Here is a 12,505-nt window from a genome sequence, read left to right on the forward strand (position 1 = left end):
GCGCGCACCTTTCTACTTCGAGAGCGAATCGATCGGCCACACGGGCCGACACGACTATCGGGTGGTGTAGTTCGGAGCCTCAGCGGTCATCGTGATGTCGTGCGGGTGGCTCTCCTTGAGACCGGCCGCGGTGATCTGCACGAACTGAGCCTGCTGCAGGTGCTCGATGGACGTCGACCCGGTGTACCCCATGGCAGCGCGCAACCCACCGGTGAGCTGGTGGATGACCTGGTTCAACGGACCCCGGTACGGGACGCGTCCCTCGATCCCCTCGGGAACCAGCTTGTCCTCGGCCAGCACGTCGTCCTGGAAGTAGCGGTCCTTCGAGAACGACTTCGCTCCCCCGCGTCCCTGCATCGCACCGAGCGAGCCCATGCCGCGGTAGCTCTTGAACTGCTTGCCACCGACCAGGATCAGCTCCCCCGGAGACTCGGCGGTGCCGGCCAGCAACGATCCGAGCATCGCGGTCGACGCGCCTGCAGCGAGTGCCTTGGCGATGTCACCGGAGAACTGCATACCGCCGTCGGCGATGACCGGCACACCGTGCGGCTTGCACGCGGCCACGGCTTCGAGGATGGCGGTGATCTGCGGAGCGCCGACGCCGGCGACCACGCGGGTGGTGCAGATAGATCCGGGTCCGACGCCCACCTTCACCGCATCGGCACCGGCCTCGACGAGGGCGAGTGCGCCCGCCCGGGTGGCGACGTTTCCGCCGACGACCTGAACGCGCTCGCCCACCTCTGCCTTGAGCTTGCTGACCATCTCGAGCACCTGAGAATTGTGGCCGTGCGCGGTGTCGACGATGATGACGTCGACGCCGGCATCGGTCAGTGCCATCGACCTGGCCCAGGCATCCTGCCCGACGCCCACTGCTGCTCCGACCAGCAGACGACCGTCACGGTCCTTGGTGGCGTCCGGGTGCTGCTCGGTCTTGACGAAGTCCTTCACCGTGATCAGGCCGGTGAGTGCGCCTTTGCCGTCGACGATCGGTAGCTTCTCGATCTTGTGGCGACGCAGCAGGCCGAGGGCCGCTTCTGCGGTGACCCCCTCCTGCGCGGTGATCAACGGTGCCTTCGTCATGACGTCGGCGACGCGACGGTTCTGATCCACCTCGAACCGCATGTCGCGGTTGGTGATGATGCCGACCAGCGCACCGGTCTCGTCGGTGACCGGGAGCCCCGAGATACGGAAGCGCGCACACATCGCGTCGACCTCGGCAAGCGAGTCGGTGGGCTTGCAGGTGACCGGGTCGGTGACCATCCCGGCCTCCGAACGCTTGACGGTCTCGACCTGAGACGCCTGATCGTGCAGCGAGAGATTGCGGTGCAGCACACCCATGCCGCCTGCACGTGCCATCGCAATGGCCATCCGCGCCTCGGTGACGGTATCCATCGCAGAACTGACCAGCGGGACTCGCAGCCTGATCTCGCGGGTGATCTGACTGGACGTGTCCACGGCGCTGGGGATCAGATCCGAAGCGGCCGGCAGCAGCAGGACGTCGTCGAACGTGAGGCCGAGCATCGCGACCTTGTTGGGATCGTCGCCGCCTGTGCGGACGTGGGCTCCGGGACTACTCATACGAATCTGGCCCTCCCTAGAGCCTGGTTGCATCGTGGGCGCGGCATGCGGCCGGTGAGAGCTCGCAGGCGCACCGCGGTGCGGTGTTGGAGAACGGATGGAGTTTCGGCACTTGCACTCATCTGTTCAGCGCCGGGAACCATGGTATCGGCCTGCGGCACAATCAGTGCGCACGCCTCCCGCTGCGGACGCTCGGAGGCACCGAATCGAAGACCCGACGGGGTCCGGCGGTACGGATCGTCCGGCATGTCGCACTCGAACGGCTGGCGCAGACCCACCAGTTCTGCGTACCGTGGAGGCGTGCGCGATCAACTGCCTCCCGGTCTACCCCCGGATCCGTTCGCCGGAGACCCCGCCGACCCGTCGGCCGCCCTCGATGCAATCGAGCCCGGCCAGCCTCTCGATCCCCAAGAACGGTTGGCCGTAGAAGAAGACTTGGCGGACCTCGCTGTCTACGAGGCACTCCTCGGCCACCGCGGTATCCGTGGACTCGTCGTGTGCTGCGAGGACTGCCAGCAGGACCACTACCACGACTGGGACATGCTGCGTGCGAATCTGCTGCAGCTGCTCGTCGACGGCACCGTGCGCCCGCACGAGCCGGCCTACGACCCGGTGCCCGACGCGTACGTCACGTGGGACTACTGCCGTGGTTTCGCCGATGCATCCATGAACGACGCTCTGCACGGAGACGGTTTCGAGAGCTGAGTCCCCAGACAAACGAAGAAGCCCGACACGATCATCGTGTCGGGCTTCTTCGTTGTTTACGGTCTGCGTCGTCGAACAGTGCCTGTCGCTCAGCTTCCGCCGGACGGAACCGACATGCGGTCGCCGTTCTCGGACGAACTGCCACTGGCAGTGGCCGTCGGCTGATTCGGGTTGTCGAGCACCGTCGGTGTGACGTCGGTGGTCGTCGGACTCGTACTCGTGGTGACGGGCGGGCTGACCGGTGTCGTCGTTTCCGGATTCGGCGTGCTCGGAACCGCGGTGGATTCCGGTGCAACCGTCTCCACCGGAGCCGTCGGAACCAGAGTTGCTTGGCTGGGCACCGACAACGGGGCTGCCGGGGCCGCACCCATCGGAGGTACTACGGGCGGCACCGTCATGGCCTGCAACTCCTGCAGCAAACGGGCCAGCCACTGGTCGAGTTCGGCTCGCTGAGCATCGTCGATGACCGCGGAACTGCGGTTCGATGCGCCGTCGAGAAGAGCGCGGGCAGCGTCGGCATCGCCGGACGACAGAAGGTTCTCCGCCTCCTGCAGCTTCGATGTCGTATCTATCTGCGCGACAGTCGAATCGGCCTGCTCCGAGAACACGACCGACTTGACGCTCCACAGCGGATCCTCGGGCGTCGAGTTGTACGAGATGACCACCAGACCGCCCAACACGACGGCGATCGCGGCGGCGGCACCGGCGAGCGGACGCAACAGACGCATCCGGCCCCCGCGGTTCGCCGCGCTGGATCGCGCCATGTCGGCTGCCACCTTCTCGCGCTCGACGGCCGCCACAACGGTGTCGAGAGAAGGACCGGCCGGCATGGACGGTGTGATCACGTCCGCTCGCCAATTGGCGAGCAGGAGCGCGAGTTGGTAATCGTCCGCATCATCGGTTGCGATCGGTCCGTCACCACTGATCGCGTCGATGAAGGCATCGTCACGACGAACGGCGACGAGGTCCACGGGACCACCGTCTGCGCCGATGTCGGCATAGGGATCGTTCTGCTTCGGTCCAGTGGGTGTCACGTGCTCTCCGATACGCGAGATTCCGCGACGCGGGGTCTCACCGGGGCCACCGTGACCATTGTCCCTAGCCATACATTTCACCTGCTCTCACAACTTCGTTCTTCAGTTTTGCGATAGCTCGGTGCTGAGCCACGCGGATAGCGCCTGCAGTGCTGCCGACCGCAGCTGCCGTCTCCTCGGCCGACAATCCGACGATGAGTCGGAGCACCAGAATCTCTCGGTGCTTGGCGGGCAAGGTGTCCAGTAGTGCAGTCATCTGACGACTCGACTCGGATTCCAGAGCTCGCTGCTCCGGACCGTGTTCTGTCGACACGACATCTGGTACTTCGGCGGCCGGGTCCGATTTGTTACGCGAGGCACTGCGATGAGCATCTGCGACCTTGTGCGCCGCGATGCCGTACACGAATGCCATGAACGGACGACCTTGATCCTGGTAACGCGGCAAGGCGGTCATGACTGCCAAACAGACCTCCTGCGCCACGTCGTCGGCCGAAAGCTGACCACGCTCAGCCGAACCGACTCGAGCCCGGCAATACCGGACGACGAGTGGTCGGATGAATTCCAAGACCCGGGACAGAGCCAGTCGATCGCCTTGCGCTGCGGCAACGACGAAAGAGTCCAACTCCTCACCCGCACTGTTCATCGTCGACAAATTTCCCCGCGTTACAGGTACGCACCCGCCTGGGAGCGCTTCCACGTGGTGGTGGAACGAACCAAGGATAGCGACACCGACGGCCTGCAATCGAACCGCTCGGTCCGTGCCCGGCTCCGGTCCAGGTCAACCGACCGCGGATCCGCCCAGTCGTTGGAGTGCGGCTCCCAGCTCGCGTGCCGACACCATGTCCGAATCCGCTCCCCCGGTTCCTTCGCACAGCATCGTCGCGGCCCAGTGCAAGGGCAGTAAACCGTGCATCGCCGCAGCGCAGGCCACGTCGACGGCTCCTGCACGTGCGCGCTCGGTCGCACCGGCGCAGCTCAGGGCAGCGGCCATCACCAGATCGGTTTTGATGCGATGCCGTAACGAATCGGTGTCGTCGGCAAGTGCGCGAGCAGACTCGGCGTGTCGGAGCGCTCCCGAGCCGTCCCCACGCATCATTGCCAGCTCGGCTGCCACCCAGTGCGCGCGCAGCGCCGGACGCCACAGATCCGACCCGCCACGCACCGAGAGCAGCTCTGCGTTGCGCGCCAGAAACGCGTCCGCGAACCCGAATCGGCCGGTCCCCAGTGCATCCGCCGCCAATCCGACCAGTGCATCACTGCGCGCCTCCACCGCGTCGGTGGTTCTCGCCTCGCCGGTGAGCCCGATCAGGAACACCGCCCTCCCGTCGAACCCGCGGGCGAGCCGGTGCCGACCGATCTGGCGTAGCCATGACGCCCTGGTCGACTCGTACAGGGACTCGAGCGCCGGCGACGTCGGCCGGAACCGCCGAAGCTCGACCCGGGCAGCGTTGTACCGACCCTGGCCGGCCAACGCGACGCCGCGGTACCAACTCTGCCGCGCATCGGTGGCCGCCGGAAGGTCGGTTCGACCGGGGTCTGCTCCGAACGCCGCCTTTTTCAGCTCGAGCCCGATGCAATCGGGCTCTCCGGTGACGCGCGAGGACTTCGAAACACTGTGCACGACGTCAGGGTATGGCCACGGACGGACTGCAGGCACGCGAGTCGGCCGACCGAGAACGACGGACACGCAACGCACGAATGCGAATGTCGCGCCGGACGGCTGTCGCATTCACGACGACCTTTCAGGACGCCGCTGCAGTTTTCACAGAATTAACAATGTGAATAGGTGTTGTTTCGGAAACAGTTGTCTGAACGCTGTGTGGCGAATGGGTTAAACGGCGGGTCGTTTATCGGAGTCGGAGAAGAATGCGTCGGGCACATTCGACACCGCCGATCGGAATCGTTCGGCAGCAACGACCGACTCCTCGCTCGATCCGCTCGGCCGCTCGTGCAGCGAGGCCGAACCCGGCCCGCCACTGCTCGACGCTCTGCGACAACACCTTCGAGCTGCAGGTCTTCGAGAAACGCGCGGTGGGATGCGGAGCGACACCGGCTCGCGCCGACACGTCACCGTCGATCCTGCGCCGCGTCGTGCCATGAGCATCGTCTCCCGACTCGGCCGATTTCTCAACCGGAAGCGCACACATGCGAGCGGTTCGAAGTAAATATCGAGCGTGTTAATTCTTCGCCCTCCCGCTATGCATTTGCCCACGATCGAGCTCTATTGACTCGATTTCGTCGACCCACATAACGTTGTCGCTGTTCGGATCACGAATCCGTCGAAGCCACACCACCCTAGGAGTTTCCATGCCGCAGCCGAATCACCTCCCTGGGCCGAACGCCGATATTTGGGATTGGCAGATGCACGGCCTGTGCCGTGGCGTCGACTCGTCCATGTTCTTCCACCCCGACGGCGAGCGGGGTCGGGCGCGAGCACAGCGAGAGATGCGCGCCAAAGAGATGTGCCGCAGCTGTCCGGTACTCGCTCAGTGCCGCACCCACGCACTCAACGTCAGCGAGCCGTACGGCATCTGGGGAGGGATGTCCGAGACGGAGCGCGAATTGCACGCCCGGCACAACCGCCGCCGCATCGCGGTCTGAGCACACGACATTCACAGCTGCACACACGACGAAGCCCCCAACCCGTTCGGGTTGGGGGCTTCGTCGTACTACCCGAAAATCAGTGAGCGTGTCCGTGGCCGGTTGCGGCCTCGGACTCTTCTTCGGGCTTCTCGACGATGGAGCTCTCCGTCGTCAGGATCATGCGCGCGACGGATGCGGCGTTCACCACGGCAGATCGGGTCACCTTCACCGGATCCACCACACCGTCGGCCAGCAGGTCGCCGTACGTCAGAGTCGCAGCGTTGAAACCGTGGCCCTTCGGCAACTCGGCCACCTTGCTGACGACGACGGAACCGTCGATGCCGGCGTTGGTGGCGATCCAGAACAGCGGTGCGTTCAGTGCAGTGCGCACCACTGCGACGCCGGTGGCTTCGTCACCGGTGAGGCCGAGATCGTCGGCAAGCGACAACGCGGCCTGAGTCAGAGCGGAGCCACCGCCGGGAACGATGCCTTCTTCCACTGCAGCCTTGGCCGCTGCAACTGCATCGTCGACGCGGAACTTGCGTTCCTTGAGCTCAGTCTCGGTTGCGGCACCGACCTTGATGACGGCGATGCCTCCGGAGAGCTTCGCGAGCCGCTCTTCGAGCTTTTCACGATCCCACTCGGAGTCGGTGTTCTCGATCTCGCGACGGAGCTGGCCGACGCGGGCATCGATGTCGTCCTGCGAGCCGGCACCGTCGACGATGGTCGTCTCGTCCTTGGTGACGACGACGCGACGCGCGCGGCCGAGCAGCTCGAGGCCGGCTTCCTTCAGGCTCAGGCCGACATCTGCAGTGATGACCTGGCCCGCGGTGACGACTGCGAGGTCGTCGAGGAACGCCTTGCGACGGTCGCCGAAGAACGGAGCCTTGACGGCAACGGCCTTGATCGTCTTGCGGATGGAGTTCACGACCAGAGTCGACAGAACCTCACCCTCGGTGTCCTCGGCGATGATCAGCAACGGCTTGCCGCTCTCGGCAACCTTCTCCAACAGCGGAAGGAAGTCGGGAAGCGAGGTGATCTTCTCGCGGTACAGCAGGACGTAGGCATCCTCGAGCACAGCTTCCTGCGTGTCGACGTCGGTGACGAAGTACGGCGAGAGGTAGCCCTTGTCGAACTGGACGCCCTCGGTGACCGACAGCTCGGTGAGCAGCGTCGAGGACTCCTCGACGGTGACGACGCCGTCTGCACCGACGCGGGTGAGCGCCTCACCGACGAGCTCGCCGATCTCGGGGTCCCGCGAGGACACGGTCGCAACCTGAGCGATGGCCTGCTTGCCCTCGACCGGGGTGGCGGCGGCGAGCAGTGCCTCGGCAACCTTGTCGGCTGCCTTGGAGATGCCGGTGCCCAGCGCGATGGGGTTGGCTCCGGCGGCGATGTTCTTCAGTCCGCCGCGGACGAGAGCCTGTGCGAGAACGGTCGCCGTGGTGGTGCCGTCGCCTGCGACGTCGTTCGTCTTGGTGGCGACGCTCTTGACCAACTGGGCGCCGAGGTTCTCGAACGGATCTTCCAGGTCGATTTCACGAGCGATCGACACACCGTCGTTGGTGACCGTGGGGCCACCGAAGGCCTTGGAGAGGACGACGTGGCGACCACGCGGTCCGAGAGTGACCTTGACTGCGTCGGCGAGCTTGTCGACGCCGCGCTCGAGAGAGCGGCGTGCTTCCTCGTTGAATTGGATTTGCTTTGCCATGTTTCGGTGTTACTCCTTCGAGTAAAGAAACTCGATCGAACGCACTCCGCCCCGGGACCGACACTGAAATCGGATTCCGGGGCGGGATGCGTTGTGGCCTACTTGGCGATGACTGCCAGCACGTCGCGTGCCGACAGAATCAGGTACTCCTCGCCGGCGTACTTGATCTCGGTGCCGCCGTACTTGCTGTAGATGACGGTGTCACCTTCTTTGACGTCGACCGGGATTCGGTTGCCCTTCTCGGTGACACGGCCTTCGCCAACGGCGACGACGGTGCCCTCCTGGGGCTTCTCCTTGGCTGTGTCGGGGATGACCAGACCGGAGGCGGTCGTCGTCTCGGCCTCGTTGGCCTGGACGAGGATCTTGTCCTCGAGCGGCTTGATTTTCACGCTCGCCACGTTGAGCCCTCCAAAGTTATGGGGTACGCGTCCGGGGTCGGATCCCCGGACAGCTGTGTGTAAGTACTTCTCGTGCGGTCCTGACAAACTCGGCACGAAACTCGGTCCCGTCGTCGCGGGTGCCGGGACTTCGCTCGGTGCCAACTAGCACTCTATACACGAGAGTGCCAGCACTCAAGGGCTGGGTTCGCCAGGCTTGCGTTAGGGCGACCGACTCGGCCGGATCGCACTTCCACCCGACCCGCACCGGTCGCCTCGGCACGCGACACGGGGATTTCCACACTTTTTTCTCGACGCCGCGACACTGCCGAAGGTGCAGGTGAGGCCGCACCCGAGCCTGCGAAGTAACCGACCGAGCAGATTATTACGGTCGCGCAACGGGATCGGTAACGTTACGATAACGGAGCTGTCCGAACGATAACGATCGACAGCCGTGCCACGACTCGACAGACGAGAGGCACTGCACGACATCGGCGGAACCGAACGGTTCCCACACACGGACAACGGGGCGGAGGTACACCATGCGGGTAGGAGTCGGTGTATCGACCGGATCCGAGGGCGTGTGCGCAGCCCTGGTCACCGTCGAATCCGACGGCAGCCATGCAGTCGAGTACCGCACCGTCTCGGCGGATCGCCAGGCGAAGATCGATGTCGGTGATCTCGTGACGTCCGCGGTCGAGCTGATGGCGTCCCTCGTTCCCGGCGACCGGCAGCCCGATTCCATCGCCGTCACCTTCCGAACCGAAGAACATGCGGCGCGCATCCGCGCTGCACTTGCACACACCACGCGAGACGTTCGGCTCGTTCCGGAAGCCGCCGCCGCGTCGGCACATCTGGCCACCACCGGTCTGGTCGACGGGTACGACACCATCGCCCTGGTGGACCTGGGAGCCAGTGGACTGTCGGTGACCGTGGCCCGCCGGACCGACGGTGTCGTTCTGTCCTACGGCCGATCCGAGGCCATCGGCGGCGTGGTTCTCGACGCACTGGTCAAGGACCTCGTTCAGAACATGACGCTCGACAATCTGCGAGACGACATTCGCGACGACCGCGGAATCGGATCGGCGCGGTACCGGGCGATCAAAGAACTGCTCTCACACGAGAACGAAGCACGCATCGAGCGATACAGCGGTGTACCGCTGACCGTGAGCCGCGCTGCATTCGAGACCGCTGCGTCGCCCCTCTTCGACGAGGCAGCGCAGTTCGTGCGCAGCGTGTTCGACGAAAGCACCCATGAACCCGAGGCCATCGTGCTGATCGGCGGCGGTGCCCACATCCCGCTGCTGGCCACGTCTCTGACCGACACGTTCCATGCACGCATCGTTCGCCTCCCCGAGCCGGATGCCGTGCTCGCCGTGGGCGCGGCCGTCGTCGCCGCATCGGTGACCGACAACGATTACCCCCTTGTCTCGGCCGCACGCCGGACTGCGGGCCGGATGGGTCGCTACTCGGGTGCGATCGCGGCGGCCGTCGTCGCAGGCGGGCTGGTCCTCGCCTACGGGCTGCAGACGATGACCCCGGCAGACGACCCCAGCGTGTCCCCTGCCGGTAGCGCCACCGAACCCGTCGCAGCCGGGGACGCAGGACGACCCGCAGCCGAGGGCTACTCGCCGAGCGATACGCCGACTTCGACCCGTTACACGGCTGACCCGATCGGCCCCGCGGCGACCACAGCCGATTCCTCGCGTCCGACGTCCCGACTCCCCGCGTCCTCGGCACCGACCACCACGCCGACGCTGCGACCGGCTCCCGACCTCCCGCGGATCGACTGGCCCATGGATCCGGCACCGGAGTCGTCGTCGCCCGACGCGGGCACCAGCGTCACCGTCGAGCCGTCGACGCCGGTCTCGCCCGAGCCCACGACGACGCCCGCGCCGACCACCAGCTCGCCCGTCGAGCCGACCCCGGCCCCGGGTGAGACTTCCGAACCCACCACGCCGTCCGGCCCGATCGAGCTCAGCCCAGGACCGACACCTCGGCCCTCGGCAGGGTCGGTTCCGGAAAGCTCGGAAGTCCCGACCGGATCGATCACCGTTCCCACGACGGTCGTCCGTGGCTCGGATCCCACTCCGGAATTGACCGCTCCGCCGACGGTCTGGTCACCACCACCTGCTGTATCCGGTCAGAGCGTCGAACCCCGGACGTCACCGGACACGGCAGCGCCGCGAACCTCCGAGCCCCCTCAGGACGCTCAGCCGGGAACCTGACTGGTCGCGACCGACAGGCCGGGGTCCGTCACCGCTGTCAGAGCCGACGGTGCCGCGCCCCCGGCAACCAGGTGAGCACCGAGGGCGGCAATCATGACACCGTTGTCGGTACACAGCCGCGGCTTCGGAATTCTCAGCGTCAAACCGTTGTCGGCGCACCGTGATTCGATCAACGAGCGGATCCGCGAGTTGGCCGTTGCACCTCCACCGAGAACGACGGTATCGACGTTCACGTCTGTCGCCGCCCGAACCGCCTTCATCGTCAACACGTCCGCGACGGACTCCTGGAACGACGCCGCGATGTCGGCGACCGGAATCGGATCTCCGGCCCGGTGACGTGCCTCGACGAAGCGGGCGACGGCCGTCTTGACCCCCGAGAACGAGAAGTCGTAGCGGGCGTCCCGTGGGCCGGTCATTCCGCGGGGAAAAGCAATCGCAGTCGGATCGCCTTCGCGCGCGGCATCGTCGAGCGCCGGACCGCCCGGGTAGCCCAGACCGAGCAGGCGGGCCACCTTGTCGAACGCCTCACCGGCCGCGTCGTCGACGGTGGTACCCAGTTCCGCGATGGGCTTGGACAGATCGTCGACGTGCAACAGATGAGTATGGCCACCGGAAACCAGAAGTGCCACGCACGACGGCATCGGACCGTGTTCGAGGGTGTCGACCGCGACGTGGCCGCCCAGATGATTGACGGCGTAGAAGGGAACGTCCCACGCCGCTGCGTAGGCCTTGGCAGCGGCAACACCGACCAGCAAAGCACCGGCCAGTCCCGGTCCGATGGTCACTGCGACCGCGTCGGGACGATCGATGTCGGCGGCGGCGAGAGCGCGGCGCATCGTCGGAACCATGGCCTCGAGGTGGGCCCTCGACGCCACCTCGGGCACCACCCCGCCGTACCGGGCGTGCTCGTCGACACTGGATGCCACCTCGTCGGCCAGCAACTCGCACACACCCGAGTCGCGCCAGCGAACGATGCCGACTCCTGTTTCGTCGCAGGAGCTTTCGATACCCATGACGATCATCGGGCAGCCTCCGTCTTCTCCGGCCGACGCATGGTGAACGCATCGGCTCCGCTGGGCTGGTAGTACTTCGCCCTGGTACCCACGATCTCGAACCCTTCACGTCGGTACAACTCGATGGCCGGGTCGTTGTCGGTGCGCACCTCGAGAAACACCGGCCCACCGTGATCGTCGGCGACGCGCAACAATTCGCTCAACAGTCGTCCGCCGATCCCCCGGCGATGGTGCGCGGGATCGACACCGATGGTGTGCACCTCGGCCTCACCGGCGACGAATGCGCCGCGGCTCGGTTGCCCCAGCAGAGAGATTCCCGCATAACCGACGATCTCGCCGGCCTCCTTCGCCGTGACGTAATGATTGTGCGGCGCAGCCAGTTCCGCGACGAACGCGTCTGCCGACCACGGGTCGTCACCCTCGAAGAGCACCGTCTCGAGATACGCGCATCGTGCGCAGTCGTGCACCGTCATCGGTTCGATCGTCACCGTCATCGAGCGGCCTTCTCCGCAGCCCGTTCGGCGAGTGTCTTCGCGTCCGGGCGCCGCAGATAGAGCGGAACGAGCGGTCCCGGTGGCACCCCGCTGCCGATGTCGGTGGCAGCGACCCGAACCAACCCTGCCGGCGACGGGGCCTGCACGTCACGCACCGGCAACCCGAACAGTGCGGCATGCGGCGCGGAACCGGCAACAGCGTCGACACCTCCGTGCTCCAGTTCGGCCGGAGCGATCACGTCGGGGCCCGCTACCCGAACCCCGGCTTCGTAACGTGCCCAATAGATTTCACGACGACGTGCGTCCGTGACCACCAACAGCGATCCGGATTCGTCGACGTCAGCCGCGATCGCGTCGAGACTGCAGACACCGTGGACCGGCAGTCCGAGCGCATCACCGAATGCGGCCGCGGTCGCCATCCCCACCCGCAGGCCGGTGTACGGACCGGGGCCCACTCCCACGACGACGGCCGCCAGATCGGCAGCCACGATGCCGGCCTCGGCCAGGCACTCGAGGATGTGGGGAGTCAGAACCTCGGCGTGCGATCGCGCGTCGACCTTGATGCGGGTGGCGACGGTGGTGACATCGGCCCCGTCGGCAGCGGAGTCGGACAACCGCACCACACCTGCGGTGACGGCAGGGGTCGAGGTGTCCACGGCAAGTACGAGCACGAGGATCAAGGCTACCCGCCCGGTGGCCGCACCCAGCACTCCCGTCGCCGCGGCACCACGAACCCGGGATACCCGCATCGCACGCTTCGTCGAGTGCCGTTACGGGCGCGC

At 66.0% G+C, this 12,505-nt stretch carries 12 protein-coding genes; 3 read left to right on the forward strand and 9 right to left on the reverse strand.

All coding sequences use genetic code 11. The annotated features are described in order from the left end of the window. Nucleotides 1–54: 54 nt before the first annotated feature. Nucleotides 55–1,578, reverse strand: coding sequence for an IMP dehydrogenase (guaB, locus tag CH262_RS12935; RefSeq protein WP_032365609.1), 1,524 nt, complete (start codon nucleotides 1,576–1,578; stop codon nucleotides 55–57). Nucleotides 1,579–1,878: 300 nt separating this feature from the next. Between guaB and CH262_RS12945 the strand changes: the two genes are divergently transcribed. Continuing rightward, nucleotides 1,879–2,283 (forward strand): DUF5319 domain-containing protein, encoded by a 405-nt coding sequence (locus tag CH262_RS12945; protein ID WP_027496364.1) that lies wholly within the window; start codon nucleotides 1,879–1,881, stop codon nucleotides 2,281–2,283. 89 nt (nucleotides 2,284–2,372) lie between these two features. Here the strand turns inward: CH262_RS12945 and CH262_RS12950 are convergent, their stop codons facing one another. The 3 genes from CH262_RS12950 to CH262_RS12960 all read right to left on the reverse strand — a co-directional run bounded on the left by CH262_RS12950 (nucleotide 2,373) and on the right by CH262_RS12960 (nucleotide 4,938). Beyond that, nucleotides 2,373–3,389 carry an anti-sigma-D factor RsdA gene (locus tag CH262_RS12950; protein WP_052057197.1) on the reverse strand — a complete coding sequence of 339 codons (1,017 nt, stop codon included), beginning with the start codon at nucleotides 3,387–3,389 and terminating at the stop codon, nucleotides 2,373–2,375. Continuing rightward, nucleotides 3,382–3,960: a sigma-70 family RNA polymerase sigma factor gene (locus CH262_RS12955; protein ID WP_027496363.1), complete on the reverse strand. Its 579-nt coding sequence runs from the start codon at nucleotides 3,958–3,960 to the stop codon at nucleotides 3,382–3,384. The genes CH262_RS12950 and CH262_RS12955 overlap by 8 nt, the downstream gene beginning before the upstream one ends. 135 nt (nucleotides 3,961–4,095) lie before the next feature. Then, a complete protein-coding gene (locus CH262_RS12960) occupies nucleotides 4,096–4,938 on the reverse strand; it encodes a hypothetical protein (protein WP_230591186.1) in 843 nt (280 codons plus the stop codon). 686 nt (nucleotides 4,939–5,624) lie between these two features. On the opposite strand from CH262_RS12960, the gene CH262_RS12970 reads away from it, so the two are divergent. Continuing rightward, nucleotides 5,625–5,918 carry a WhiB family transcriptional regulator gene (locus tag CH262_RS12970; RefSeq protein ID WP_027496361.1) on the forward strand — a complete coding sequence of 98 codons (294 nt, stop codon included), beginning with the start codon at nucleotides 5,625–5,627 and terminating at the stop codon, nucleotides 5,916–5,918. Nucleotides 5,919–5,997: 79 nt separating this feature from the next. Here CH262_RS12970 and groL read toward each other — a convergent pair whose 3' ends face one another. Both groL and groES read right to left on the reverse strand, forming a co-directional pair. Further along, nucleotides 5,998–7,611 (reverse strand): chaperonin GroEL, encoded by a 1,614-nt coding sequence (gene groL, locus CH262_RS12975; protein WP_027496360.1) that lies wholly within the window; start codon nucleotides 7,609–7,611, stop codon nucleotides 5,998–6,000. Nucleotides 7,612–7,709: 98 nt separating this feature from the next. Next, complete coding sequence (gene groES / locus CH262_RS12980; RefSeq protein ID WP_008718149.1) at nucleotides 7,710–8,009, reverse strand: co-chaperone GroES; 300 nt, start codon at nucleotides 8,007–8,009, stop codon at nucleotides 7,710–7,712. A 521-nt stretch (nucleotides 8,010–8,530) separates the two neighbouring features. Here groES and CH262_RS12985 point away from each other — a divergent pair. Beyond that, nucleotides 8,531–10,216, forward strand: coding sequence for an Hsp70 family protein (locus tag CH262_RS12985; RefSeq protein ID WP_080732015.1), 1,686 nt, complete (start codon nucleotides 8,531–8,533; stop codon nucleotides 10,214–10,216). Here the strand turns inward: CH262_RS12985 and tsaD are convergent. The 3 genes from tsaD to tsaB are packed head-to-tail and all read right to left on the reverse strand — an operon-like array spanning nucleotide 10,201 to nucleotide 12,394. Then, nucleotides 10,201–11,238 carry a tRNA (adenosine(37)-N6)-threonylcarbamoyltransferase complex transferase subunit TsaD gene (gene tsaD, locus CH262_RS12990; protein ID WP_032387018.1) on the reverse strand — a complete coding sequence of 346 codons (1,038 nt, stop codon included), beginning with the start codon at nucleotides 11,236–11,238 and terminating at the stop codon, nucleotides 10,201–10,203. The genes CH262_RS12985 and tsaD overlap by 16 nt on opposite strands. Beyond that, nucleotides 11,235–11,723 carry a ribosomal protein S18-alanine N-acetyltransferase gene (gene rimI, locus CH262_RS12995; RefSeq protein WP_027496358.1) on the reverse strand — a complete coding sequence of 163 codons (489 nt, stop codon included), beginning with the start codon at nucleotides 11,721–11,723 and terminating at the stop codon, nucleotides 11,235–11,237. The genes tsaD and rimI overlap by 4 nt, the downstream gene beginning before the upstream one ends. Then, nucleotides 11,720–12,394 carry a tRNA (adenosine(37)-N6)-threonylcarbamoyltransferase complex dimerization subunit type 1 TsaB gene (tsaB, locus tag CH262_RS13000; protein WP_032365683.1) on the reverse strand — a complete coding sequence of 225 codons (675 nt, stop codon included), beginning with the start codon at nucleotides 12,392–12,394 and terminating at the stop codon, nucleotides 11,720–11,722. The genes rimI and tsaB overlap by 4 nt, the downstream gene beginning before the upstream one ends. Nucleotides 12,395–12,505: the final 111 nt, after the last annotated feature.

The sequence above is a fragment of the Rhodococcus sp. 05-2255-1e genome (genome assembly GCF_002259025.1).
GTDB lineage: Bacteria > Actinomycetota > Actinomycetes > Mycobacteriales > Mycobacteriaceae > Rhodococcoides > Rhodococcoides fascians.